The organism is Bacillus sp. EB V-12, from assembly GCF_056158125.1.
In genome coordinates, this window is record NZ_JBUXJL010000001.1 from 992,128 (window position 1) to 1,017,657 (window position 25,530).

Annotated in this window: 32 protein-coding genes and 1 pseudogene; 22 read left to right on the plus strand and 11 right to left on the minus strand. The window is 35.4% G+C overall.

Features of this window, described 5'->3' with window-relative positions:
- Positions 1–7 precede the first annotated feature (7 nt).
- The gene (locus ACZDYH_RS05210) at positions 8–817 is read right to left on the minus strand and encodes a YitT family protein (protein ID WP_000251344.1); all 810 of its coding nucleotides are present in this window, start codon (positions 815–817) and stop codon (positions 8–10) included.
- 126 nt (positions 818–943) lie between these two features.
- Here ACZDYH_RS05210 and ACZDYH_RS05215 point away from each other — a divergent pair, with 126 nt between their 5' ends.
- Genes ACZDYH_RS05215 through ACZDYH_RS05225 form a run of 3 tightly spaced genes read left to right on the plus strand, consistent with a single transcriptional unit; the run spans position 944 to position 2,501 of the window.
- A complete protein-coding gene (locus tag ACZDYH_RS05215) occupies positions 944–1,765 on the plus strand; it encodes a protein phosphatase 2C domain-containing protein (RefSeq protein ID WP_002041632.1) in 822 nt (273 codons plus the stop codon).
- Positions 1,766–1,780: 15 nt separating this feature from the next.
- The gene (locus ACZDYH_RS05220; protein ID WP_000403999.1) at positions 1,781–2,233 is read left to right on the plus strand and encodes a peptidoglycan recognition protein family protein; all 453 of its coding nucleotides are present in this window, start codon (positions 1,781–1,783) and stop codon (positions 2,231–2,233) included.
- A gap of 19 nt (positions 2,234–2,252) precedes the next feature.
- Positions 2,253–2,501 carry a DUF2164 domain-containing protein gene (locus ACZDYH_RS05225; protein WP_474885813.1) on the plus strand — a complete coding sequence of 83 codons (249 nt, stop codon included), beginning with the start codon at positions 2,253–2,255 and terminating at the stop codon, positions 2,499–2,501.
- A 23-nt stretch (positions 2,502–2,524) separates the two neighbouring features.
- Here the strand turns inward: ACZDYH_RS05225 and ACZDYH_RS05230 are convergent, their stop codons facing one another.
- Complete coding sequence (locus tag ACZDYH_RS05230; protein WP_000160410.1) at positions 2,525–2,737, minus strand: CsbD family protein; 213 nt, start codon at positions 2,735–2,737, stop codon at positions 2,525–2,527.
- A 171-nt stretch (positions 2,738–2,908) separates the two neighbouring features.
- The gene (locus ACZDYH_RS05235; protein ID WP_000214346.1) at positions 2,909–3,715 is read right to left on the minus strand and encodes a GNAT family N-acetyltransferase; all 807 of its coding nucleotides are present in this window, start codon (positions 3,713–3,715) and stop codon (positions 2,909–2,911) included.
- A gap of 152 nt (positions 3,716–3,867) precedes the next feature.
- Between ACZDYH_RS05235 and ACZDYH_RS05240 the strand changes: the two genes are divergently transcribed.
- From ACZDYH_RS05240 to ACZDYH_RS05270, 7 genes and pseudogenes are all read left to right on the plus strand, one after another.
- Positions 3,868–4,071, plus strand: a complete 204-nt coding sequence (locus tag ACZDYH_RS05240; protein WP_000810948.1) for a hypothetical protein — start codon at positions 3,868–3,870, stop codon at positions 4,069–4,071.
- On the plus strand, positions 4,068–4,628 hold the full coding sequence (locus ACZDYH_RS05245; RefSeq protein ID WP_434712551.1) for a GNAT family N-acetyltransferase: 561 nt from the start codon (positions 4,068–4,070) through the stop codon (positions 4,626–4,628). Before ACZDYH_RS05240 ends, ACZDYH_RS05245 begins: the two co-directional genes overlap by 4 nt.
- A gap of 63 nt (positions 4,629–4,691) precedes the next feature.
- Positions 4,692–4,832 (plus strand): annotated as a pseudogene (locus tag ACZDYH_RS05250) (helix-turn-helix domain-containing protein); the annotation flags it as partial.
- 112 nt (positions 4,833–4,944) lie between these two features.
- The gene (locus tag ACZDYH_RS05255; RefSeq protein ID WP_434712549.1) at positions 4,945–6,558 is read left to right on the plus strand and encodes a long-chain fatty acid--CoA ligase; all 1,614 of its coding nucleotides are present in this window, start codon (positions 4,945–4,947) and stop codon (positions 6,556–6,558) included.
- Positions 6,559–6,681: 123 nt separating this feature from the next.
- Positions 6,682–7,257, plus strand: coding sequence for a biotin transporter BioY (locus tag ACZDYH_RS05260; protein ID WP_001093333.1), 576 nt, complete (start codon positions 6,682–6,684; stop codon positions 7,255–7,257).
- 66 nt (positions 7,258–7,323) lie between these two features.
- Positions 7,324–8,787 carry an acyl-CoA synthetase gene (locus ACZDYH_RS05265; protein ID WP_290101475.1) on the plus strand — a complete coding sequence of 488 codons (1,464 nt, stop codon included), beginning with the start codon at positions 7,324–7,326 and terminating at the stop codon, positions 8,785–8,787.
- Positions 8,780–9,871 carry an acetyl-CoA C-acyltransferase gene (locus ACZDYH_RS05270; RefSeq protein ID WP_283746194.1) on the plus strand — a complete coding sequence of 364 codons (1,092 nt, stop codon included), beginning with the start codon at positions 8,780–8,782 and terminating at the stop codon, positions 9,869–9,871. Before ACZDYH_RS05265 ends, ACZDYH_RS05270 begins: the two co-directional genes overlap by 8 nt.
- An 8-nt stretch (positions 9,872–9,879) precedes the next feature.
- Here ACZDYH_RS05270 and ACZDYH_RS05275 read toward each other — a convergent pair whose 3' ends face one another.
- A complete protein-coding gene (locus ACZDYH_RS05275) occupies positions 9,880–10,461 on the minus strand; it encodes a DUF6434 domain-containing protein (RefSeq protein WP_001247726.1) in 582 nt (193 codons plus the stop codon).
- Between the two features lie 104 nt (positions 10,462–10,565).
- Between ACZDYH_RS05275 and ACZDYH_RS05280 the strand changes: the two genes are divergently transcribed.
- Positions 10,566–11,009: an NUDIX hydrolase gene (locus ACZDYH_RS05280; RefSeq protein WP_006927347.1), complete on the plus strand. Its 444-nt coding sequence runs from the start codon at positions 10,566–10,568 to the stop codon at positions 11,007–11,009.
- Between the two features lie 43 nt (positions 11,010–11,052).
- On the opposite strand, the gene ACZDYH_RS05285 is transcribed toward ACZDYH_RS05280, so the two are convergent.
- The gene (locus ACZDYH_RS05285; protein ID WP_290101471.1) at positions 11,053–12,255 is read right to left on the minus strand and encodes an alanyl-tRNA editing protein; all 1,203 of its coding nucleotides are present in this window, start codon (positions 12,253–12,255) and stop codon (positions 11,053–11,055) included.
- A 137-nt stretch (positions 12,256–12,392) separates the two neighbouring features.
- Here ACZDYH_RS05285 and ACZDYH_RS05290 point away from each other — a divergent pair, with 137 nt between their 5' ends.
- Together ACZDYH_RS05290 and ACZDYH_RS05295 are read left to right on the plus strand one after the other, a co-directional pair.
- The gene (locus ACZDYH_RS05290) at positions 12,393–12,800 is read left to right on the plus strand and encodes a hypothetical protein (protein WP_000965149.1); all 408 of its coding nucleotides are present in this window, start codon (positions 12,393–12,395) and stop codon (positions 12,798–12,800) included.
- Between the two features lie 68 nt (positions 12,801–12,868).
- Complete coding sequence (locus ACZDYH_RS05295; protein ID WP_000676812.1) at positions 12,869–14,107, plus strand: MDR family MFS transporter; 1,239 nt, start codon at positions 12,869–12,871, stop codon at positions 14,105–14,107.
- A gap of 48 nt (positions 14,108–14,155) precedes the next feature.
- Here the strand turns inward: ACZDYH_RS05295 and ACZDYH_RS05300 are convergent, their stop codons facing one another.
- Together ACZDYH_RS05300 and ACZDYH_RS05305 are read right to left on the minus strand one after the other, a co-directional pair.
- Positions 14,156–14,536 (minus strand): Hsp20/alpha crystallin family protein, encoded by a 381-nt coding sequence (locus ACZDYH_RS05300; protein ID WP_000516748.1) that lies wholly within the window; start codon positions 14,534–14,536, stop codon positions 14,156–14,158.
- A gap of 124 nt (positions 14,537–14,660) precedes the next feature.
- Positions 14,661–14,783, minus strand: coding sequence for a small acid-soluble spore protein P (locus ACZDYH_RS05305; RefSeq protein WP_000517649.1), 123 nt, complete (start codon positions 14,781–14,783; stop codon positions 14,661–14,663).
- A gap of 121 nt (positions 14,784–14,904) precedes the next feature.
- Between ACZDYH_RS05305 and ACZDYH_RS05310 the strand changes: the two genes are divergently transcribed.
- Both ACZDYH_RS05310 and pdaB read left to right on the plus strand, forming a co-directional pair.
- On the plus strand, positions 14,905–15,168 hold the full coding sequence (locus ACZDYH_RS05310; protein ID WP_001146295.1) for a hypothetical protein: 264 nt from the start codon (positions 14,905–14,907) through the stop codon (positions 15,166–15,168).
- Between the two features lie 46 nt (positions 15,169–15,214).
- A complete protein-coding gene (gene pdaB, locus ACZDYH_RS05315; RefSeq protein ID WP_061665781.1) occupies positions 15,215–15,940 on the plus strand; it encodes a polysaccharide deacetylase family sporulation protein PdaB in 726 nt (241 codons plus the stop codon).
- Positions 15,941–15,981: 41 nt separating this feature from the next.
- Here pdaB and sspO read toward each other — a convergent pair whose 3' ends face one another.
- The gene (sspO, locus tag ACZDYH_RS05320) at positions 15,982–16,131 is read right to left on the minus strand and encodes an acid-soluble spore protein SspO (protein WP_000518057.1); all 150 of its coding nucleotides are present in this window, start codon (positions 16,129–16,131) and stop codon (positions 15,982–15,984) included.
- A gap of 291 nt (positions 16,132–16,422) precedes the next feature.
- Between sspO and acnA the strand changes: the two genes are divergently transcribed.
- Both acnA and ACZDYH_RS05330 read left to right on the plus strand, forming a co-directional pair.
- The gene (gene acnA, locus ACZDYH_RS05325; RefSeq protein ID WP_000238564.1) at positions 16,423–19,146 is read left to right on the plus strand and encodes an aconitate hydratase AcnA; all 2,724 of its coding nucleotides are present in this window, start codon (positions 16,423–16,425) and stop codon (positions 19,144–19,146) included.
- A 116-nt stretch (positions 19,147–19,262) separates the two neighbouring features.
- A complete protein-coding gene (locus ACZDYH_RS05330; RefSeq protein ID WP_130055514.1) occupies positions 19,263–20,921 on the plus strand; it encodes an ABC transporter ATP-binding protein in 1,659 nt (552 codons plus the stop codon).
- A 77-nt stretch (positions 20,922–20,998) separates the two neighbouring features.
- Here ACZDYH_RS05330 and ACZDYH_RS05335 read toward each other — a convergent pair whose 3' ends face one another.
- Positions 20,999–21,331, minus strand: coding sequence for a YmzC family protein (locus ACZDYH_RS05335; protein ID WP_074555548.1), 333 nt, complete (start codon positions 21,329–21,331; stop codon positions 20,999–21,001).
- Between the two features lie 11 nt (positions 21,332–21,342).
- A complete protein-coding gene (locus ACZDYH_RS05340) occupies positions 21,343–21,558 on the minus strand; it encodes a hypothetical protein (protein ID WP_001047912.1) in 216 nt (71 codons plus the stop codon).
- 195 nt (positions 21,559–21,753) lie between these two features.
- On the opposite strand from ACZDYH_RS05340, the gene ACZDYH_RS05345 reads away from it, so the two are divergent.
- The 5 genes from ACZDYH_RS05345 (at position 21,754) to tlp (ending at position 24,148) form a co-directional block, all read left to right on the plus strand.
- On the plus strand, positions 21,754–22,329 hold the full coding sequence (locus ACZDYH_RS05345) for a redoxin domain-containing protein (protein WP_000269085.1): 576 nt from the start codon (positions 21,754–21,756) through the stop codon (positions 22,327–22,329).
- A 115-nt stretch (positions 22,330–22,444) separates the two neighbouring features.
- The gene (locus tag ACZDYH_RS05350) at positions 22,445–23,392 is read left to right on the plus strand and encodes a 3'-5' exonuclease (protein WP_061457590.1); all 948 of its coding nucleotides are present in this window, start codon (positions 22,445–22,447) and stop codon (positions 23,390–23,392) included.
- A 139-nt stretch (positions 23,393–23,531) separates the two neighbouring features.
- A complete protein-coding gene (locus ACZDYH_RS05355) occupies positions 23,532–23,675 on the plus strand; it encodes an FbpB family small basic protein (protein WP_001254699.1) in 144 nt (47 codons plus the stop codon).
- A gap of 43 nt (positions 23,676–23,718) precedes the next feature.
- On the plus strand, positions 23,719–23,853 hold the full coding sequence (gene sspN / locus ACZDYH_RS05360) for an acid-soluble spore protein SspN (RefSeq protein WP_000527987.1): 135 nt from the start codon (positions 23,719–23,721) through the stop codon (positions 23,851–23,853).
- 97 nt (positions 23,854–23,950) lie between these two features.
- Positions 23,951–24,148 (plus strand): small acid-soluble spore protein Tlp, encoded by a 198-nt coding sequence (gene tlp, locus ACZDYH_RS05365; RefSeq protein ID WP_001133511.1) that lies wholly within the window; start codon positions 23,951–23,953, stop codon positions 24,146–24,148.
- 28 nt (positions 24,149–24,176) lie between these two features.
- Here the strand turns inward: tlp and ACZDYH_RS05370 are convergent, their stop codons facing one another.
- The gene (locus ACZDYH_RS05370) at positions 24,177–25,469 is read right to left on the minus strand and encodes a glycoside hydrolase family 18 protein (RefSeq protein ID WP_000614858.1); all 1,293 of its coding nucleotides are present in this window, start codon (positions 25,467–25,469) and stop codon (positions 24,177–24,179) included.
- Positions 25,470–25,530: the final 61 nt, after the last annotated feature.

A 25,530-nucleotide genomic window follows, 5' to 3' on the forward strand; every position in this document is an offset into this window, starting at 1 on the left:
CTAGTCTTTAACTTCTTCTGAAAAGTCCTAACACTTCTACAGTTTCTGTAATATTAACGAAAGCATTCGGGTCGATTTCAGAAATTGTTAGTTTCATACTTGCTAATTCTTCACGAGAAACGACGGTCATAAGTACACGCTTTTTCTCGCTTGAATAAGCACCTTCGCCATCAAGTAACGTTATTCCACGTACAACAGTTGAAAGAAGTTGTTTTTTCATTTTTTCTGCTTCATTTGTTACAATCATAAGTGTAACTTTACGATGTTTTGTATGAACAGCATCAATTACTTTACCAGTTACATAAATTGAAAGTAAGCTTGTAAGTGCAACATCCCAAGTGAAGAAGAATCCTGCGATTATTACAACGACTGCATTTAAAATAATAAGGAATCCGCCAAGTTTAATGTCTCGCTTGCGGGATAAAAGCATACCGATAATATCAAATCCACCAGTGGATCCATTACAGTTAAAAACAAGACCAATACCAGCTCCGGCGATGACACCCCCGAAGATAGAAGATAACAATGGATCTGTTGCTACGACTTTTACTGGAACGTAGTATAATGCAACAGATAATACAACTACAGAGACAACTGTGTTAAAAATTACTTTTTTTCCAAGACCTATGTACCCTAAAATAAGGATAGGTAAGTTTAATACAAAGTTAATAATGCCTGTGTTTACAGGGGTTACAATCCCTAAAATAATAGCAATTCCGCCAATTCCACTACTTAAAATTTTGTGGGGGATAAGGAAAAGATTAAAGGCAACTGCAATAATAATAGAACCGATAATAACACCAAGGAATCTGACCATTTCTTTCCCGTCCTTCACTGAAAAATTCATATTATTTCAAGATTATATATGATATTGAAAGTTTTGGGTAAAAACAGTTTATTTCGGTAAATTAGATTAATCAAAAGAATTTGAGTATTTTATCATTTGAAAGGGGATACAGTTGTGAAGATAAAAACATATCAACAGAAAAGCCCGTTGAAGCAAGAATGTGAGGATTCTTATTTTTGTAATAAAGAAAAAAAGATTTATGGTGTATGTGACGGTGCAACACCACTTGTCCCGTTTCGTGATGAAAAGGGACATAATGGAGCATACATCGCTTCGCATTTATTTGCAAGTTATTTTACTGCATTACGAGAGAATCATAGTTTACAATTTGCAGTTGCCAAAGCAAATGAAGCATTGCAAAGCAAAATGTTAGAATATGAAGTAGACACGAGAAAAAAAGAGCATTTGTGGTGCACATGTATCGCGGCAGTCCAAATAGTTGGTGAGAAAATTGAATATGCGCAGCTTGGGGACTGTATGATTGTCGCAACTTTTCAAAATGGAACGATGCAAGTATTAACGAAAGACACAGTTGAAGGAATTAGTAAAAGAGCAAAAAAGAAGAGGGAAGAAGATCGTAAAAAAGGGTTATCTGTACCAGAAGAATATGTTTTTCAAGATGTTCGAGAACAGTTAAAATACAATCGTTATCTTGCAAATATGCCAAATGGTTATTCAGTTGCAAATGGAATGAAAGAAGCGATACATTATTTACAACATGGTGAATTACATACAGATGAAGTGAGTGGGATTTTTATTTGTTCAGACGGGTTATTTCACCCAGATTGGTCATTAGAACAAACTGTTGCATATATAAGAAAGAATAGTATAAACGAATATATAGCAATTATTGAAGAGCTAGAAGCGGAAAAGAGAATAAGGCCAGATGATAAAACGATTATTATGATTGATTTTTAAGAGGAGGCAGTTCAAATGGAAATTAAACGTGTCAATCTAACATTTCAAGATGAATTAGTTCCTTTAGAAAAAGTAAATAAACTGATTATTCACCATACAGCTGAAGATGGATGGGACGTGTATAAAACGCATGAATTTCATCAAACTGTAAGGGGGTGGAGCGGAATTGGTTACAACTATTTTATCGAAAAGGATGGAACTGTAGTGGAAGGACGAGGTTTACATATTGGAGCGCACGCGAAAGACCATAACCGCCATACAATTGGAATATGTATGACGGGAAATTTCGATAAATACGATCCAACTCCTGCACAAGTGAATGCATTATATTCTTTATGTAAACTGTTTATGAAGCAATTTGCTATAAAGAAAGAAAATATACTAGGTCATAGGGAGTTAGAAGGAGTTACAAAAAGCTGTCCTGGTAATCGTTTTTCTATGGTAGAGTTAAGGAAGATATTATCTTAAATATAGAGGAGTAACAACGATGATGAATATAAAAATACCAAATGATAAAAAAGAAGAGCTTGTAGCGCAAATTCAGCAATTTTTCATGGAAGAAGATCTAGATGAAATTGGACGTTTCCAAGCAGAGCGTTTAATAGAAGAAATGATTAAATTAGTTGGACCATTTGCATACAATCAAGCAATTGGAGATGCAAGAAAGCTTGTAAGTGAGAAATTAACGAATATGAAAGAAGATTTATACGTGTTAGAGAAGAATGAAGCGAAATAAAAAAAGAGCCGATGGGCTCTTTTTTATTTTTCTTTCTTATGTTCCTTATATTCATGTACTTTTTCTTTCACATTACCAACTGTATCTTTAGCAGTGCCTTTCACCTTATCCCATTTTCCTTCAGCTTGTAATTTCTTATTGTCAGTTACTTTCCCAACAACTTCTTTTACTTCACCTTTTACCTTATCAATGGCACCTTCTACTTTTTCTTTTAAACCATGATCATGTTTAGTCATACATTTCTCCTCCTTGTAGTTTGATTAGAATTCTCTTTTCATATTGCAAGTTGAATGATGTATCTAGTAATATCGTAACAAATCTAGTTTGAATATTCAAATGATTAATAGGCTAGAAAAGGATTTGTCATAAAATGTTTAAAAATGTAACGGAAGGAGAAATAAAGTAAATTATATGTCTTTTGCGGTCCATATTGATTTTGTATAAGCAATTTTCATGTGGGCACGTTCCATGTTATTTTGACTGCCGCTACCGAACCTTGCTTGTCCAACTATTAAAGTACAATTGGATTCAATAGCTGTCTTAATTCGTTTTTGAATTAATGCAGTGTGACAGCCTTTACGCTGAAATTCTGGTAAAGTAGCAGAAGCAGCTAATGATGCGACACCTTTATTTATATACAGGACACCAATACCAGCAGGGATATTTTGAACTTCAGCTATGAAAAAATGCCATCCTGGTTCATTGTAAAGAATTTCATTATTTTGGCGTACGCTATCTTTTGTAAAGGATGGCATATTAAATCCACGTACATATATGTCTGCAAAAATATCAAATTCATTTTCTTTCAGTTTTCGTAATGTAATATTAGAAGGAAGAAGTGATGAACTCTCTCTCGGTATACTATACAAAGCAGTATGGAAGCTAGATTGGTAAAAACCTTTTTGAGATAAGTATTGAAATAGTTCAGTTGTGCCTTGCGCTGGTGTAATTTCAAAACGGCAAGGAATTTGTAGTGATTCATAATAAGAAATAATTGCATCAATCGCATCTGCATTTGTAATACCTTTTACCGTATTAAAAGCAGGACCGGCAATTATTTTTGATGAAAAGGCAGTGGCACTACCGAAATTTTTCATTTGCACTTGCATTGGGTTTCCGCTCATTGTTTGTAGTCTCTCTAATCTAGAAGAGAGCATATCAATTTCTGCATTTTCAATTTCTGTTGCTATATCGAGTGTCATAACAGTAGTCATAAAATTCCTCCGTTAATAAATATATTTCATAGTACATATACGATTTTTGTTTTGAGATTCCTGTTGAAATGTGAGAGAATAAGAGGTTTTTTGGAAGGGAAATGGAAGTGAGCTGTCGAAGGGAGTGGAAACAGATTAAAGGTGGTGCTCTCATGAAACAAAAAACCGTGCAGACATGCTCTAATTGTGGTTCTCAAAACATAGGAGAAGGTGAGTTTGTCGGATATGCACAAATACGGAAAAAGGAAACGATGTTCACATCTTCACCGGTGGATGCTTATATTTGTACAGATTGCGGGAATATCCTTCTATTAAAAGTACGACATTATGAAAAGTTTAAGCAGAAGCCGTTATGATCATTGAGAAATGGTCATATCCAACGTTGTATACGAAACGACTTATGTTAAGGAAAATGAATATGAGTGATAGTTTACATATATATGAGTATGCTACAGATAAAGAGATGATAACTTTTACTGTATGGGATGCTCATCAATCGTTATGTGACACATATAACGATGTAGAAGAAATTGTGGGGCAATATAATGAAGGGCAAGTAGCACCTCTTGGAATTGTATTAAAAGAGGAGAAAAAACTTATAGGCACGTGTGGATTTATAAAATATGATTTGGTCACACATACAGCAGAAATTGCATACGCCTTATCTCGAAAATATTGGGGAAGAGGATTAGCCACGGAGGCTGCATTAGCTTTTTTCTACTATGGTTTTCATGAGTTGCATCTTAATAGTATTGAAGCGGGATGTGATTCAGAAAATGAAGCATCTGAAAAATTAATGAAACGTTTGAATATGGAGTACAAATATACAATTCAGAAGGATATGTTTATTAAAGGTAAGAATCGCGATACAAAAAGATATTGTATATCTAGAGAAGGATATATGAATCAATGAAATATCTTACATTGAAAACTCCTTTAAATGAATCAAGGAGTTTTTTTATTTTGATAACAACAAATCGGAGTTTATCTTTTTGTTCGTGTGTTAGGAGTATGGGAGATATATCGAATTTTAGTAGAAAATAAGGAATACAGTAATCGTTTTATTTTTAAACTGAAAAAGAAAGTAAGAAAAAAGATAGATAGTTTATCGTTCTGAATTATTTCCAAAGAAATAATTCAGAAAATACAGAAAAATGTCGTAATCATTTGCGGAAGTCTGTTATAATAAACGAAAAAATGAAAACGCTTTAAAGGGGGATATAACCAATATGATGATGAATGTACCGCTAACAATTAGTTCTATGATGGAAAGAGCAGAGAAACTGTTTTCGAAGAAAGAAATTGTTTCACGGACGCATGATACAGTTACAACGTTAACGTATAAGCAGTTAGGGGAAAGGACGAGAAGATTCTCCAGTGCGTTGAAAAAGCTTGGAATTAAAGAAGGTGAACGTGTAGGAACATTAGCGTGGAACCATCATCGGCATGTGGAAGCGTATTTTGCTATTCCAGGTATTGCTTCTGTTTTGCACACAATTAACATTCGTTTATCTCCTCAACATATTTCATATATTATTCAGCACGCAGAAGACCGAATTCTACTTATAGATGAAGATCTCGTACCGCTTGTTGAAAATATTCAATCACAATTATCAACTGTACAAGCTTACATTATTATGACTGATAAAGATGAACTCCCAAACACTACGCTGAAGCCTGTATATCATTATGAAAAGCTATTAGAAGAAGGCGATCCAAATTTCCAATTTGTAAAAGATATTGATGAAAATACACCAGCTGGTATGTGTTATACGTCAGCGACTACAGGAAATCCGAAAGGTGTTGTATATACGCATCGTAGTACTGTATTACACTGTATGGCACTCGGTTTAGCGGATACAGCTGCTTTATCGGAAAGTGATGCTGCAATGGCGATTGTACCGATGTTCCATGTGAACGCTTGGGGACTTCCTTTCGCTGCTACTTGGTTTGGGTCAAAACAAGTTCTTCCAGGACCGATGTTTACTTCGAAAATTTTATTAGAGATGATTCAATCAGAAAAAGTGACGTTAGCTGCGGGTGTGCCGACAATTTGGCTCGGCGTATTACAAGAGTTAGAAAATAATAGTTACGATTTATCTAGTATGACGAGAATACTATGCGGAGGTGCAGCTGCGCCGAAAAGTGTTATTAAAGCATTTGAACAGAAACATAATGTTCCGTTCATACATGCATATGGTATGACTGAAACGAGTCCACTCGTAACACTTGCGCGTTTAAAAAGTTATGAAACGGAAGTATCGTATGAAGAGCAACTAGAAATTCGCTCTAAACAAGGATATCTTGTACCTGGTGTCGAGATGAAAGTAGTCGGTACAAATGGTGACGTGAAGTGGGATGGTACTGAGATGGGAGAATTATGTTTACGAGCACCTTGGATCGCTGAAAGCTATTATAACGATGATCGTACTGTCGAAGGTTTTCGCGATGGATGGTTATATACTGGTGATGTTGTCACAGTGGATGAGGAAGGTTGCGTGAAAATTGTTGACCGTACGAAGGATGTTATTAAAAGCGGGGGAGAATGGATTTCTTCGGTCGATCTTGAAAATGCTTTAATGGCACATGATGCTATATTTGAAGCGGCTGTCGTTGCAGTTCCTCACCCTCAGTGGCAAGAGCGACCAATTGCCTGCGTTGTTCAAAAGAAAAATAGTACGGTTACAAAAGAAGAAATATATGAGTTTTTAAAACCACAGTTTGCGAAGTGGTGGTTGCCAGACGATATTGTCTTTATGGAAGAAATACCGAAAACATCTGTTGGGAAGTTTTTAAAACAGGCGCTTCGGAAAGAACTGGAGCATTTGCATAGAGAGAAATAAGTGAACTTCTATTTGTAAACTATAATACATTAACGGTTGACAAAAGAGGGGTGGAAAGATAATATAATTTTTGTGATATGTTATCTAAAAACAATTTTAAGTTTACAAATAGGAGAAGCAAATATGAATACAAAAAATTTAGTTTTCGTCGCTTTATTTAGTTCTATTATGGGAGTGTTAGGGTTAATACCTCCGATTGCTCTTTCTATTACACCAGTTCCAATTACATTGCAATCACTCGGTGTTATGCTTGCGGGTGGGTTGTTAGGATCACGTCTAGGTGCGTTAAGTCAGCTTATTTTCTTACTTATTGTAGGAGTTGGAGCACCATTGCTTGCTGGTGGACGTGGTGGCCTTGGTGTATTTGTTGGACCAAGTGCAGGATATTTACTTGGTTACATCATTGGGGCGTTTGTTATTGGTTATTTAATTGAGCGTTTACGTGAAGTTTCTATTATAAAAGTATTATGTATTAATATAATTGGTGGTATTTTCGTAGTTTATGTATTTGGTATTACTGTACAAGCGTTCTTAATGGATGTTTCTGTATGGGAGATAATGAAAGTGAGTGCTGTGTTTTTACCAGGGGATTGTATAAAAGCAATTATTGCGGCAGTTCTCGTAACAAAATTACATCGTTCATTGAAACATATTATTACGCCCGCTTTAAAGAATGGAAAATATACAAATGCGGGATGATAAAGGGAAGAAACACGTTAATTGCGTGTTTCTTTTTATTATTATTGTAAAGAAAGGACGTCTCATATGGGGATTACAAAAGAATATAAAAAGCATGCCTCTTTACAACCAAATAAAATAGCGATAAAGGAAAATGATAGAGTTTTAACATATAAAGAGTGGTTTGAATCAGTTTGTAAAGTAGCAAGCTGGTTAAATGAAAAAAAATCGAAGAATAAAACGATAGCAATCCTATTAGAAAATCGTATAGAGTTTTTACAACTATTTTCTGGTGCCGCTATAGCCGGGTGGGTTTGTGTTCCGTTAGATATAAAGTGGAAACAAGATGAGCTCAGAGAAAGAATTGAAATTAGTAATCCGGATATGATTGTGACAGAACGATATAAGGTGAATGATCTATTGGATGAAGAAGGAAGAGTAATTGAAATTGATGAGTGGAAAAGAATGATAGAGAAATATCTTCCTACATATTCCACTGTAGAAAGTGTACAACATGCTCCTTTTTATATGGGATTTACATCAGGATCAACAGGAACAGCAAAAGCATTTTTACGTGCACAGCAATCGTGGGTTCATAGTTTTGATTGTAATGTACATGACTTTCATATGAAAAGGGAGGATTCAATTTTAATAGCTGGGACGCTCGTTCATTCTCTTTTCTTATACGGGGCAATAAGTGCATTATATGTAGGACAAACAGTGCACATTATGAGAAAGTTCATTCCGAATCAAGTATTAGATAAGTTAGAAACTGAAAATATATCGGTTATGTATACAGTTCCGACAATGCTTGAATCTTTATATAAAGAAAATAGATTAATAGAAAATAAAATGAAAATTATTTCATCAGGAGCGAAATGGGAAGCTGAAGCGAAAGAAAAAATAAAGAATATATTTCCTTATGCGAAAAGATATGAATTTTATGGTGCATCAGAGTTAAGTTTTGTAACAGCACTAGTCGATGCAGAAAGCGAAAGAAGGCCAAATTCAGTAGGAAAACCTTGTCATAATGTGCAAGTTCGAATATGTAATGAAGTAGGCGAAGAAGTACAAAAAGGTGAAATAGGAACTGTTTATGTGAAAAGTGATCAGTTTTTTATGGGATACATAATAGATGGGGTTTTAACACGGGAGTTGAATGCAGAAGGCTGGATGACAGTGCGAGATGTAGGCTATGAAGATGAAGAAGGCTTCATATATATTGTTGGTAGAGAGAAGAATATGATTTTATTTGGAGGAATCAATATTTATCCAGAAGAAATAGAAAGTGTATTACATGAACACCCAGCTGTTGATGAAATAGTTGTAATTGGTGTGAAAGATAGTTACTGGGGTGAAAAGCCGGTCGCGATCGTAAAAGGAAGTGCTACAAAACAACAATTAAAGAGTTTTTGCTTACAACGATTATCCTCGTTTAAAATACCGAAAGAATGGCATTTTGTAGATGGAATACCTTATACAAATAGTGGGAAAATCGCTCGTATGGAAGCAAAAAGTATGATTGAAAACCGGGAGAAAATATATGAATAGAGCAGTTATTGTAGAGGCGAAAAGAACACCTATTGGTAAGAAGAATGGGATGTTAAAAGAGTATGAAGTTCAGCAATTAACAACGCCGCTTCTTACGTTTTTAAGTAAAGGGATTGAGAGGGAAATAGATGATGTCATATTAGGTAATGTTGTTGGGCCAGGAGGGAATGTTGCGAGACTATCTGCTTTAGAGGCGGGACTTGGCTATCATATTCCTGGTGTAACGATTGATCGGCAATGTGGTGCTGGTTTAGAAGCAATTCGAACTGCGTGTCATCTCATTCAAGGCGGGGCAGGTAAGTGTTATATCGCCGGGGGAGTAGAGAGTACAAGTACGTCACCTTTTCAAAAAAGAGCACGATTTTCACCTGAAACAATTGGTAATCCTGACATGGGAGTAGCGGCTGAATATGTTGCGGAGCGTTATAATATAACGAGAGAAATGCAAGACGAGTATGCTTGTCTTAGTTATAAGCGGACACTGCAAGCGTTAGAAAAAGGATATATACATGATGAAATATTTTCTTTTAATGGATTATTAGATGAATCTATAAAGCCAGAAATGAATTATGAACGAATCATTAAAAGAACAAAGCCCGCATTTTTACAAAATGGAACAGTGACGGCAGGTAATTCATGTGGTGTAAATGATGGGGCATGTGCTGTTCTTGTAATGGAAGAGGGACAAGCCCGAAAGTTAGGGTATAAACCTGTCCTTCGTTTCGTTCGTAGTGCTGTAGTGGGAGTGGATCCTAATCTTCCAGGGACTGGTCCGATATTTGCGGTGAACAAATTATTAAACGAAATGAATGTAAAAGTAGAGGACATCGATTATTTTGAAATAAATGAAGCATTCGCCTCAAAAGTTGTTGCTTGCGCAAAAGAGTTACAAATTCCGTACGAAAAAGTAAATGTAAATGGTGGAGCAATTGCGCTCGGTCATCCGTACGGCGCATCTGGTGCTATGCTTGTAACACGTTTGTTTTATCAGGCACAAAGAGAGTCTATGAAATATGGAATTGCTACATTAGGAATTGGAGGCGGGATAGGGATTGCGCTATTATTTGAGAAAGTAGAAGACTAGCGAGGTAACTAGTTTTCTACTTTTTGAGGAACATAAACATTACTACCAGGTTTCGCTTTCATTTCGTTCCAAGCAGCAATCGCATCAGCTTTTGCTTTCCCTTTATTATTTGGATCTTCGAAAAAGTCACGAGTAAAGCGATTGTATTCAAATTGTGCACCGATAGTTGTTTTGTATGCAGGGTCTTTTTTTCGTTTGTTTTCTTCATGCCAAAAAGCTACCGCGTCTTCATATGTTTTTCCAACATTGTCTTTAAAAAACTTTTGAAGAGCTACTGTAAAGCGGAAGTTTGCTCCGATTTTTTCTTTGAAAAAAGCACGAACCTCTTCGCTACAGCGGTGATTGTTAGTAATAATCGTTTGAAGAGAAAGGTCTTTATAGGATAGGGAAGCTTTACTCACCTTTTGAACAGAGCTGTTTTTTAATATTTTACCAGTAGTTAAATAATGTGAGATACGCTCGGTTATTTCGATCTTAGAGCCACTAGCTGGCAACCTATTCTCACGACAAAATGTTTGGAGTTCTGCTTTTAACCAATAATAGTTTTGGAAATCTTCAAGTTGTATAGACTTTGTTAAAGGTGGACGCATGAATGTAACAACTACTTTCTTCCATAATTTTCTTTAATTATAAAACGTATGTTCTTTTTATGGAAGGGTTAATTTGTAAATATAATGGGAAGAGGAGATTACATATGGAAAATGTAATGCAAGTTCGTGTTACGGGAATTTTAATTGAAGGTGAAAAATTATTGCTAGTAAAGCAAAAAGTTGCTAATAGGAATTGGTCTTTACCTGGAGGAAGAGTGGAGAATGGCGAAACGTTAGAGGAAGCAATGATTCGAGAAATGAGAGAAGAGACAGGGTTAGAAGTTAACATTCAGAAGCTACTCTATGTTTGTGATAAACCAGATGCTCGCCCGTCTTTATTACATATAACGTTTTTGCTTAAAAGGATTGAAGGTGAAATTATGCTACCTTCTAACGAGTTTGATCATAATCCAATTCATGATGTGCAAATGGTGCCGATTAAAGATTTAAGTCATTATGGTTTTTCGGAAACTTTTATCAATCTTATAAGTGAAGGTTTTGTAAATGCAGGGAGTTATCAAGGTTTGAAACAAAATATAGGTCTGTAAATATAGGGGAAGGATAGCCTTTCGCTATCCTTCATAACATGTTTTAAACTGCTGACTGTAAAGAAGAAACAAGCTGATTTAAAAATTCATCTCCACTCATAATTGCTTTCCCGCCACCGCGGGCACTCTTTTTATTTCCGCCACCTTTTCCTTCGATTGTAGGAAGAGCATCTTTTAAAAGAGCATTCATATCGAGCGATACTGATTTTCCGCAAGCGAGAATACATTGTAGTTTGTCATCATTTTCGATGACGAAATACGTAATTGCATGCTCTTGTTGTTCTGTAATAATAGCGGAAAGCTTTGCGATTTCTTGCATAGAACGATTTGTAAATACTTTAGAAATAAGTATGCCGGCATGAATTTTTATAGGTTGTAGAAGTAGTTCATTTGCCTCTGCAAATAATAATTTTTCATTCATTGTTTGTATTGCTTTTTCGTTTTCTTTTTGAGAAGTAAGCAGTTGCGCCACTTTTGCTAGAATATCAGTTTCGCTACTGTTTAATTGTTTAGAAACATTTTTCATAATTTGTTGCTGTTGTCCCATTAATTTAAGTGTACGCCAACCAGCGATAAACGTTAAGCGTATACCACCTTTATTGCGCTCCCATCCTAGTACTTGAATAGGACCAACTTCACCAGTTCGTTTCGGATGCGTTCCACCACAGCCGTTGTAGTCAAAGTTTTCGATCATAACAACGCGTATATTTTCTGTCATAGTCGGTTCTTTACGAAGGGGCAACCTTTTCGCTTCTTCTAAGTTCATCCACTGGATGCGGATTGGATGGTTTTCAAAAACAATTTTGTTTGCAATTTGTATTGCTTTTTCAACCGTTTCTGCATGAAGATTTTCTGTTTCTAAATCAATTGTTACTGTTTCTTTACCAAGATGGAATCCAATTGTAGGCATGTTAAAATGGTCCCAAAAAGCAGCAGATAAAATGTGCTGAGCTGCATGTTGTTGCATATGATCAAAACGGCGCTCCCAATTGATTTTACCTTCTACGTCTTCTGTATGTAATTGTTCTGCAATGTAGTGACGAATTTCTCCGTTTATCTCTTCTACATTGATTACATTGATATCATTTAATGTACCAGTATCATATGGTTGTCCGCCACCTGTCGGATAAAATGCTGTTTCATTCAAAACAACGTATAAGTTACCGTCTTTATCATAATCTTGCTTTATAATTTTAGTAGTAAAGTCTTGCTTATAAGCGTCAGTGTAATATAATTTGTGCTCCAATTTTCTTTCTCCTCTCGCATTAACTAGTTTCATTGTAAAGCAATTGAAATTAGTTTCCTAATATTTCAGAAGAAAGAAACTATTTTTAGAATTTTCTTGCTATAATAAGAAAAAGAAAATGCGGGGGTGGAATGAATATGTTATATGAAAACGGCGTAGATAAACTGCTTAGTTTAAGCAGAAATATTTCTGAATTATATCGAGAATTAAATGAAATGACCCGGATTTTAACGGATTGTAATCGAGAAAGCGTGAAGTTTGATCGGTTATATGTAAAAGAGTTACTTTGGAAGAAAGAAGATGTAATAGAGAAATATGACCAGCTACTTGTACAACTTTGTATTAACGAATGCTTTGATCTAAAAAGTGTCATTACAGGGGAATATAAGTATACATATGAAGAAGTAGAAAACATAGTTTTACAATTTAATGAAAAGTATAATGTCGCAATCTTAATTAAAGATGTGTGTAAAGAATTACAGTTCACATATGGAATTGATATGGACATAACGAGAACAACTCGGGTATCAACAGCTCAAGTATAGAAAAAGGAAAAGAAAGCAGATCCTTTGCTTTCTTTTTTTTTGTGAAAATAGAGAGAGTAGGTTTAACGATGAAGGGGAAGCTACAGCATATTCATCCGCTTGGAATGAGTATTATTTTAGGGACATTGTTTGCTAGGTTTGCAACTTCAATGAGTATCCCTTTTTTAGCGATTTATTTAACGACTGTTAAAGGTGTATCAGCTGGAATGACTGGTGCTATTATCGGAACGAGTGCACTTGTTGGTGTTTTTGCTAGTTTTATCGGAGGGAATTTATCAGATCGATTTGGCCGGAAAACAATTATGCTCTGGTCCATGATCGTTTGGATTTTTGTGTTTATAGGTTTTTCACTTGCGGATCATGTTTTAAGTTTCTTTTTATTAAACGCTTTAAATGGATTATGTAGGTCGTTTTTTGAGCCAACATCAAGAGCATTATTATCAGATTTAACAAAGCCTGAGTATCGGTTACTCGTCTATAACTTACGATACGGTGCAATAAATGTTGGAGTTGCTATTGGACCAATTGTTGGATTACAGATTGGAAGTGCAAAATCAACAATTCCTTTTTTAGTAGCAGCTGGGGTATATATTCTATATACAGCTATATTAGCGTTCCAATTTAAGAAGTATCCAATGGAAAAAAAGAAAGTGAGTACAGAAAAACCTGTTACAATGTTAAATGCAATGCGTATATTGCGAAAAGATATAGTATTTTTAGTTGCTTTAGTCGGTATTATTTTGAGTAATTGCGGTTTTTCACATTTAACGACGACAGTATCTCAATATTTTGCAAATGCACATATATTTGAGGATGGGGTGAAGCTATTCTCATATATGCTCGCTTTAAATGCAATTGTTGTAGTGATTATCCAATACCCTGTTATTCAAATGTGCAAAAAGTATACACCGTTAACATCAATTATGGTTGGGACTTTATTTGTGAGCGGGGGATTATTTGGCTTTGGAATAGTAGAATCTATGCTAGGTGCTGCCGTTTGTACAATTATTTTTACAATTGGAGAAGTCTTAATGTTTTCGATGACGGATGTATTTATTGATGATATTGCTGTTGCGCATCTAAAAGGAACATACTTCGGTGCGATGGGTTTTTCGGGAATTGGAGCAGTAATAGGTCCGTGGTTTGGAGGAGTACTTCTCGATTACTACGGGTACCAAAATGGGTTTGCAGTATTTTCAGCATTAGCTATATTTTCAACTGTGGCATTTCCTGTGCTTTTAGTTACAAAAGGTTTATCGAAAAAAAGATATGATAGAAATTCTAATATAGAAATGCATGCGAAATAACATAAGCCCCAGTAACCAACTGGGGCTTAGTGTGTATTATATTAACTCTTAATTTGAAAAAAGAACTTTCTTTTCATGCTTATCAGCAACTTCATTTTTGGAAATATGAATGGCTAAATATCCATTTTCTAAGCAGGCTAGCATCTTCTTATAAATAATATTATCGGGTAAAGGAATGATCCGCTGTAAAGAAATATTATTATGAAGTATGCAAATGGTTAGGCCTGTCTTCATCTTTTTAATGACTACATTTTGTTCAGTTACATTTGGTACATCTGTTTCCAAAATGTATTCTTGTTCCGTTTCGCAAAGGTCAATATGAATTTGATTTGGGAAACTAAAGTTACTACAAGAGTCAGAACAAAATTGATCCATCCATTCTTCGAAACCATCAACATGAAAAAGACAATCCTTCTTTTTCTTGCCCATGTAAGACACCCTCCGTAAAATCTCAATTCATACTATGTTATGCATGAATGAATTAGGGGTGAAGAATAAATGGAAAAATATAAACATTGTATGTGGAAAAGATAGCTAGTGTGCACTTTTTGTTTTACATATCATGATGCGCATGATGTTTTTGGCGTGAATGGTTACGGTTTTTTACTTTATGAGATCCGCTTAATGGTTCAGGTTGTCCTTTTTTTTCTTTCGCTTCACGATTGTTTTTTCCCATTGTATGTGACACCTCCTCTTCCTCTTTAGAATGAGAGAAGTTTGCAAATTTATACGAGAATGTTTTTAGAAAAAAAGGTAAAGATAATTGGGACTAACTATTACAGAAAGGGGATTATATAATGCCATATCATAAAGATAAACAACAAGCGTTTCAAGCAGCGCAGCAAGGCGTTACACAAGCAGAAAATGCATTTAACAACATTGTGAAAAATGATCCAAACTACGGTCATGATTTAAAAGAATTACGCCAAGAGGTTCAGGAAGCATATGAACAAATTCAAAATGCACTAGAGGTAGCTTCAGAAACACAACGTCCACAACTTGAGCAATATGAAAATAATCTCCAAAATATAATGCGAAATGTAGATCAATTAGAAAAGTAAATGAGGTTGTTGTTTATTCGACAACCTTGCTGCTTTAGTAAACGTTATGCTAAAACAGAAAATTTTTCTATTAGTTTTTTCTTTGCTATGTGCAGTACATATATTTCAAGTGGAAAAAGTGGAAGCGAAAATGTTGCTCAGAAAAGAGTTAGAACCAACTGGTTATGTAACATGGGAAGTACCTAATAATGAAAAAATTATTGCAATTACATTTGATGATGGACCAGATCCAACGTATACACCACAAGTTTTAGATTTATTACGTCAATATAAGGCTGAAGCGACATTTTTTATGATTGGATTTCGAGTTCAGCGCAATCCATATTTAGTGAAACAAGTGTTAAAAGAGGGACATGAAATTGGAAATCATACGATGAATCATTTGTATGCGAGTAATTCATCAGATGAAAAATTAGAAAATGATATTTTAGATGGAAAGAAATTTTTTGAAAAATGGGTGAAAGAACCTTTGTTATTCCGTCCTCCTGGCGGATATATTAACGACGCTGTATTTAAAACAGCGAAAGAAGCTGGTTATCAAACTGTTCTATGGTCGTGGCATCAAGATCCACGTGATTGGGCAAATCCAGGGGTTGAATCCATTGTAAATCATGTAGTGAAAAATGCTAAAAGTGGCGATATTGTATTGTTACATGATGGAGGAAATGATCGTAGTCAAACGGTAGCGGCACTAGCAAAAATTTTACCTGAACTGAAAAAGCAGGGCTATCGATTTGTAACGGTTTCGGAATTACTACGTTATAAACATTAGAAAAAATCCCAAAAGGAAAATAGACCTTTTGGGATTTTTCTTTACTGGTTCTTTTTACGTTTCTTATTATTTTGTCGCTCTGCTGGAGTTAAAGGCTCGTTTGCAAATTCTTCATTGTAACCAGTTCCTTGTCCTTGTGCAGATGCAGCATTCATTCCTGAAATAGTATGATTTGCTTTTCTTTTACCCATTTTATTTCACCTCTATAACATTTTTTGTATGTTGAATGATGAGCAGTTCATAGTATGTACGAACTGTAAGTAAACCGCGGATAGAGCACTTTACTTTATGATAATAGTATTCATAAGGAGCATGAAAGCTATTCAAATTTAGAAACATAAAGAAAACTTATGATAATCTATAAGTTTCTTATTATTTACTTATTTAGAAAGTTGTAATAAGATATTATCGTAAGGTATTGAAAAGTTTGTCTACATTTTATATTCAGACAACTTAGTCACGTTTAACAGGGGGGAAACATAATGGTAAAACATAATCCATTTCAATCACGTGCAACTTTTGAAGTAGATGGAAAAACGTATCATTATTATGATTTGAAAGCGCTTGAAAATGCAGGGGTTGGCAACGTATCTCAATTACCATATTCCGTGAAAGTTTTACTTGAATCAGTACTTCGTCAAGTAGACGGACGTGTAATCACAGAAGAGCATGTTACAAATTTAGCGAAATGGGGAACGAAAGATGTTCAAGATATCGATGTTCCATTTAAACCATCTCGTGTAATTTTACAAGATTTCACTGGTGTTCCAGCTGTTGTTGATTTGGCTTCGCTTCGTAAAGCAATGGCAGACATGGGCGGAGATCCTGACAAAATTAATCCTGAAATTACTGTAGACCTTGTAATTGACCACTCTGTACAGGTTGATAGAGCGGGTACGGCAGACGCGCTTGCATTCAACATGGACTTAGAGTTTAAACGTAATGAAGAACGTTATAAATTTTTAAGCTGGGCACAGAAATCATTTGATAACTACCGTGCGGTTCCACCAGCTACAGGTATTGTACACCAAGTAAACCTTGAATATTTAGCACCAGTTGTTCATGCTGTGAAAAATGCTGAAGGTGACTTAGTTGCATACCCAGATTCATTAGTTGGAACAGACTCACATACAACAATGATTAACGGTATCGGCGTTCTTGGATGGGGCGTTGGTGGTATTGAAGCAGAAGCAGGAATGCTTGGACAGCCTTCATACTTCCCAGTACCTGAAGTAATCGGTGTGAAATTAACTGGTACACTTCCAAGTGGTACTACAGCGACAGACGTTGCATTAAAAGTAACACAAGTATTACGTCAAAAAGGTGTAGTTGGTAAATTTGTTGAGTTCTTCGGTAATGGACTAAAGAGCATGCCTTTAGCTGACCGTGCAACAATTTCAAATATGGCACCAGAATACGGCGCAACTTGTGGATTCTTCCCAATCGATGATATTTCATTAGAATACTTACGTTTAACAGGTAGAGATGAAGAACAAATTCGCGTTGTTGAAGAATACTGTAAAGCGAACGGTTTATTCTATACAGCAGACAGTAAAGATCCAATCTATACTGATCTTGTTGAAATTGATTTAAATACAATTGAATCTAACCTTTCTGGACCGAAACGCCCACAAGATTTAATTCCACTTTCAGATATGAAAGATGCGTTCCATAAAGCTGTTGTAGCACCAGTTGGAACACAAGGACTTGGATTTAATGAGCAAGAGTTCGATAAAGAAGTGAAGGTTACATTAGAAGATAAAGAAGTAACGATGAAAACAGGTGCAATTGCAATCGCAGCAATTACAAGCTGTACAAATACATCAAACCCATACGTATTAATTGGAGCAGGTCTAGTTGCGAAGAAAGCAATTGAAAAAGGACTTGTAGTACCTGAGTATGTAAAAACATCATTAGCACCAGGATCTAAAGTTGTTACAGAGTACTTAGATAAGTCTGGTTTAACAACATATTTAGATCAATTAGGTTTCCAAACAGTTGGTTACGGCTGTACGACTTGTATCGGTAACTCTGGTCCATTAGCGCCAGAATTAGAAGAAGCAATCGCAGCAAACGACTTACTAGTAACATCTGTTTTATCTGGTAACCGTAACTTTGAAGGTCGTATTCATCCACTTGTAAAAGCAAACTACTTAGCATCACCACCACTTGTTGTGGCATATGCACTTGCAGGTACTGTTGATATTGACCTGAAAAATGATGAAATCGGTAAAGATGCAAATGGCAATGCTGTTTACTTCAACGATATTTGGCCATCAGCTAAAGAAATTGAAGATGTAGTTCAAAGCGTTGTTACATCTGAACTGTTCAAGAAAGAATATGCACAAGTATTTAACAGCAATGAGCGTTGGAATGAAATCCAAACTTCAAACGAAGCTTTATATACTTGGGATAATGATTCAACATACATTCAAAACCCACCATTCTTTGAAGGTTTATCTAAAGAACCAGGTGAAGTTGAAACGTTATCAGGCTTACGTGTAGTTGGTAAATTTGGTGACTCTGTAACGACAGACCACATTTCACCAGCAGGTTCAATCGGTAAGCACACACCAGCTGGACGCTACTTATTAGAAAACGGCGTACAACCAGTTGACTTTAACTCTTACGGTTCTCGTCGTGGTAACCATGAAGTTATGATGCGTGGTACATTCGCGAACATCCGTATTAAAAACCAAATTGCACCAGGAACAGAAGGCGGATATACAACATACTGGCCGACTGGTGAAGTAACATCAATCTATGATGCTGCTATGAAATATAAAGAAGATGGCACAGGTCTTCTAGTTGTTGCTGGTAAAGATTATGGTATGGGAAGTTCTCGTGACTGGGCTGCGAAAGGTACTAACTTATTAGGTATTAAAGCAGTAATCGCAGAAAGCTTCGAACGTATTCACCGCAGTAACTTAGTGTTAATGGGTGTATTACCACTTCAATTTAAAGATGGCGAAAGTGCTGAAACGTTAGGTCTTGTTGGTAACGAGTCATTTGAAATTCAAATCGACAAATCAGTTAGACCACGTGATCTTGTAAAAGTAGTTGCAACTGATTTAGATGGCAACGAAAAACAATTTGAAGTAGTAGCTCGTTTCGATAGTGAAGTTGAAATTGATTACTACCGTCACGGTGGTATTCTGCAAATGGTTCTTCGTGAGAAAATTGAAGAATCAAAAGTGTCGAACTAAATAATTGAAATGAACAATAAGGAAGCTAACAATAGTTAGCTTCCTTATTTTATGGAAAGGGATGAAACCATTTGGTTTCATCCCTTTCTTTTTACTATAAAAATGGAGGAAACGTCATGACAGAGTATAAAAGAATATTGTTGCCGTTACGACAAGAGAAAATATTAGTAATAGCAGCTGTATGTAGTGGGATAATTGCTGCCATTTTAAATTTATCACGCCCAATTTTCATGGGATTAATTGTAGACAATCTTATTCAAAGAGAGCTAAAAGGTGCGTATTTATATATAGCTTTGTTTGCGGGTAGTCGCTTTTTAATGTGGGCGAACAATCTTTTATTTGATTATATAAGTTCAAAAGCGAGTCAACGTATATTACAAACGAAACGTATAGAATTATTGCGTCACTATTTCTCATTACCGTTTGAAGAGAGTGAGAAGATTAAGCAAGGAGAGTTAGAAACTTTGGTCGTGTCTGATATTCCGAACTGGGTCAGATTATATGGCTCTATATTAATAGAATATATACACGCTATTGCCCAATTTATTGGAGCTTTCATAGCACTACAACATATAGATATACAGTTTATATTGTGGGTAACTCCGTTTTTATTTTTAAGTACAATTGTTCCAATACTGATGGGAGAAAAGGTAAGAGATATTGCAAGCGTTGCTCAAAAAAATCACTCAAGTGTTGTAGAGATGGTGTCACAGTTTGTAAAGGGGATACAAGATTTGCGGAGTTTACAAAAAGAAAAATGGGCAATTCGCTTATTTAAAAGAGTAACGGCACAATCGTATAAATCGGAAGTAAAGAAGACGATGATGCAACATTGTATTGGAGTAGTTGGAACGGTGATTGAAACAGGAGCATATATCCTTGTTCTCATTATAGGTGCACAAAAAATAATGAGGGGAGAAATAGAAGTTGGTTCACTCATTGCAGTGTTAGCGACAATTGAGATGCTCTTTTTCCCTGTCCGTTATGTGGGCGATTTATTAATAATGACACAAGTTGCAGTCGCTTCGGCAAATAGAACTTTTTGCTTTTTAAATAAACGAGCAGCAGATAACAATGTAGAAAGAGCGATGGGTATCAGGATAACAAATGTTTCATTTCAGGAGAATGACGAAGAGAAATGCAGAATTCGTAATATTGATTTGCAAATTCGTCCTGGTGAACTCGTTATTATTGTGGGAGAAAGCGGTGCAGGAAAAACAACGCTTTTAAAGTTAATAACGGGCTTGTATAAACCATCTAACGGTAGCATTGCTTATTATGGTAATGAAGCTCGTATGACTACAGTTTGGCAAGAACCACGTTTTTTCCGAACGACGGTAACAGAGAATATGTATTTCGGGGAAGAGTGTTTAGAAAATCAGTTAGAAAAAAATAGTGAACTTATAAATGTAACGCCGATTATTAGAGGGTTACCTGAAGGGAGTCAAACTGTGCTACATAAAAGCGGTGAAGAGCTTTCAGGAGGCGAAAGAAAACGTCTCGCATTATTGCGAGCGATTGTATCAAATCCAACTCTTATTATTTTAGATGAACCGACGGCTGGGTTAGATCCAGGCAATCAAGAACTGGTTTGGAATATAATTGAAGGGATAGGGAGAAATGTAACGAGAATTGTGGCAACACATGATGTAGAGAGAGCGATGATAGCAGATTGTGTTGTTGTCATAAAGAATGGGACTATTGTGGAATGTGGGAATCCTAGAGAATTATTAAATTGCAACTCATTGTACAAAGAGTTGCAAACAAAAAGATAAGAGATATGTAATGCCCTTATCTTTATTCCGCTATTTGCCGGGCAGCCCGATTGGTGAGGGCTGATTAAAGTTTCACTTTATTCGTTCTCATTAAGTTGATAAGTATAAGAATTCGGATCACTAGAATTAACTTCTTTGACGAGAGTAAGTTGATTTGTATCTGGATTATATTTGAAAATCTTAATTGTATGTTCGCTACTTAGTAATGGATTATATTCTTGAATAGCGAATGTATTTTCCGCAATTTGTGTCATATTACTGGTGGGAACATTTTCTATGGAATCATGATTTGTAGAAATTTCAACGACTTTTTCACTGTTGAAAAATAAAAGAACGATTACTAAAATAACTAAGCATATTCGTATATAGCGTAGCTCTTTGGTGATAGGGTGTTCTCCCAAAATAATCATCCTTTCTATAACTATTCTATAGTAGTAATGGTAGTCATCGTGAAAAAAGTAATAATGCCGAGGCCTGCCCAAAGGATAAATGAGATTAATGCGATATAGAGACAAATACGTCCAACTTGTTTTTTTTCAGGATCTTTACTAAATAGTGAGATAATCCATGTGATAATTCCGATTGGGGAAAATATAAAACTAAGAATATATAGAAGTATTTTTTCAAATAAATTCATGAGAGCTCCTTTCATTGTAAAATATTATATTTATTTCTAATTATATGATGGAAAGGTAAATATTTCATAATAGTTATAAAAATTCTGATTATTTAGAATGTGAATATTTCCAAGCTTGTCCGTATAAGCTAAAATAAGCTATATAGTATTTTGATGAATGTGTTAAAAGAAGATAATACGTTAGGGTGATATAAAATGTGGCGGAAGCTTACGATTATTGTAGTGTTACTTTGTTTAGCGGGATATGCAGCTTATGAACAGTTTGGTAATAAAGAGCAGGCGGTAAAAGTGAAGCAAGAAAAAAGTGAAGCTGCGATGAAAGAGATTATCGCAAGGAATGGTATTGAAATAGGGAAGAGTGCGCCAGACTTCGAATTAACGAAGTTAGATGGAACGAATGTAAAGCTATCAGATTTAAAAGGAAAGAAAGTGATTTTAAACTTTTGGGCAACGTGGTGTGGACCTTGCCAACAAGAAATGCCTGATATGGAGGCTTTCTATAAAGAACATAAAGAGAACGTAGAAATTTTAGCGGTCAATTATACGCCTTCAGAAAAAGGTGGGGGGGAAGAGAAGGTAAGCAATTTTATTAAAGAAAAAGGAATTACTTTTCCTGTTTTATTGGACAAGAACATTGATGTGACAACAGCGTATAAAGTAATTACGATTCCAACTTCGTATTTTATAGATACAAAAGGTGTCATTCAAGATAAGTTTATTGGGCCGATGACACAAAAAGAGATGGAGAAAAGAGTTGCTAAATTAAAATAATGGTGAAAAGGTAGAGGTGGAGAGTTCCCATTTCTGCCTTTTCTTTTTCAAGTAGTAATCACTTCATGATATGATGTAAGAAATATAACCGTTTATAGATAAAGGAGTGTATGGAGTGGGGAATGTATCCTTACCGTTAGATTATGTTGTAATTGATTTTGAAACAACAGGATTTAACCCTTATAATGATAAAATTATTCAAGTTGCAGCAGTGAAATATCGTAATCATGAATTAGTAGATCAATTTGTTTCATACGTGAATCCAGAGCGGCCAATTCCGGACCGAATAACGAGTTTAACAGGTATTACCAATTATCGCGTTTCAGATGCACCGACGATTGAAGAAGTGTTACCTTTATTTTTAGCATTTTTACATACAAATGTTATTGTGGCTCATAATGCTTCTTTTGATATGCGCTTTTTGAAAAGTAATGTAAATATGCTTGGGTTGCCTGAACCTAAAAATAAAGTAATTGATACTGTATTTTTAGCGAAGAAATACATGAAGCATGCGCCTAATCATAAACTTGAAACGTTAAAACGAATGCTTGGCATTCGTTTAAGCTCTCATAATGCATTTGACGATTGCATTACGTGTGCTGCTGTTTATCAAAAGTGTGCAGCTATTGAAGAAGAAGGGAAACGAAAAGTAAATAAGGTTATGCTTGATGAAACTGCGGTATATGAAGCGGTGAAAGAAATACTTGCATGTAATAAACGGAATGTAGAATGGCTACGTTGTATGAACGTAGGAAGTTATTTAGATATAAAAGCTTTTTATCCAGTTATGAGAGTAAAGGTAAAAGGGCGAAAGAAATATGTATTAACAGAGATATTAGAAGAAGATGTGAAAGAAATATGTACAAGCTTAAAATGTGAACCAGCGTTAAAAAGTGAAGTTGGTAATACGAGAATTATGCTTAATAGCTTAGAGGATGTTATGAGATTAGAAAGTTATATTTTAGAACAGTATGATTTTGTATTACAGGCGCTTCATGATTATAAAGAAAATGAAATGAATGCAGATGAAAAGTTGAAAGAGTATTTAAATATTATGGTATGAAAAACTCCGTGTGCAATATATTGTACACGGAGTTTTTTTAGGAGTACTAAAACATAAAATTTTCTTACAAATCTGATTAAAGAGTTTTTCGTTTGCTTATACTATGTAATAAGAAAGCGAAGGAGAGAGGGTGAACAACATGAGAAGAAGTCGCCGTAAATCGTTTGAAGAACTGGTAAATGAAAATAAACAACAATTATTAAGCGATCGTGATGCAATTGATCGCATTGAAGAGCGCATTGAAAAACGTTATGAAATGAAACTTTTTAAGCAAGCTGAATAATTCTTAACACTAGTACGATACTAGTGTTAAGGAGGCGATAGTAATGGGTAATCCGAAAAAAAATTCAAAAGACTTTGCGCCAAATCATATTGGAACACAATCGAAAAAAGCTGGTGGAAATAAAGGAAAGCAAATGCAAGACCAAACGGGAAAACAACCGATTGTTGATAACGGTTAAAAAGGAGAATGTTATCATTCTTCTTTTTTATGTATAAATTTGAGGAAAGATAGGTAATTTAAGATGGTGTGTATATACAATATTAGGAGGGAAGTACATGCCAAATCCAGATAATCGAAGTGACAACGCTGAAAAGTTACAAGAAATGGTGCAAAATACAGTTGATAACTTTAATGAAGCAAAAGAAACAGCGGAACTTTCTAATGAAAAAGATCGTGCTGCTATTGAAGCAAAAAATCAAAGACGTTTAGAAAGTATTGACTCATTAAAAAGTGAAATCAAAGATGAATCTTAACAAAATGTACAAAAAGGGCTGACTTTTGTCAGCCCTTTTTCGTAATCGTAAAGTTTTCAACAAGTAAACGCCAATTTTGTGGGAATGGTAAACCGATTTTCCAGTAACTAATACCACCTATACCTTGTTCTTTCATTAAATTGAATTTACTTTGAACAGACCGTGAATCTTCAAACCAAACTTCGTGTTGCACGCCGTTTTCATCAAAATAATTAAAATGAGGAGCTTGGGCTGTGAAATCATAACGAATAGGGACATTATATTTACGAGCTAGTGCAACAGCTGCGACAGAGCTAATTGCTTTTGCGGGTGGATTTCCTTGTTTAAATGGAAGCTTCCAATCAAACCCGTATAAATTTTGCCCCATCATAATTTTTTGGGGAGGCATTTGAGATTTTGCATATTGAAGTACTTCTTTCACCGGACCGATAGGAGAAATCGCCATCGGTGGCCCGCCCTGCCATCCCCAGTCATATGTCATAATGACGACGAAATCAACAATTTGCCCTTGCGCTTTATAATCGTGAGCTTCGAAAAATTTTCCCTTTTGATTTGAACTTGTTTTCGGTACGAGAGTTGTGCTCAATGTGTACCCGCTAGGTAAGCGTGTTTTTACATTTCGTAAAAAGCGATTATACGCCTCGCGGTCTTCAGGTGCTACACTCTCGAAATCGAAATGAATGTCTCGCATGCCATATTTTTGAGCTGTTTGCAAAATGTTAGTAATAAATTTGTTTTGAATCGTTGCGTCGCGTAAAATAACCGATGTTAGATCGGCACTGAAATTACCATTTTCAATATTTGTAATAACGAGCATAGGGATTGTTTTACCCTGCGTTGCAATATTAGCGATTTTAGCTGTTTCAGTAGGTTCTTTTAATGTGCCATCTCTTTTTGCCTCAAAACTAAAATAAGCTAAGTATGTTAAAAATGGATTGATGGCACGTGTAGCATTAACTAAACTCTCTTTAATCGGTATAGTGGAAGGCTGTAAATAAGCGATGGATTCTACAGCTCGTTTTGTACCTTTTGGTACGTATAATTGTTGTCCGACATGGAGAATAGATTTTAAAGATAAATTATTAACTTTAGCTAAACTAGCGAGGGGGACATTATATGTTTGAGAGATTCGATATAGGCTGTCACCAGGCTGTACATAATAATTATTCCCTTTCGTATTAACGATAAGTGCCTGACCAACAACGAGCGTTTCAGCTGGATTTAATCCATTGTCTTTTACTATTTCGTCAGGTGTTGATCCATATTTTGATGCCAAGCTATATACGCTATCACCACTACGAACCGTTACAATTTGAATCATATGCTTGCTCCTTTCGGGAAAAGATTCACTATTTTTATTTTATTTTTGATGTCACTGTATT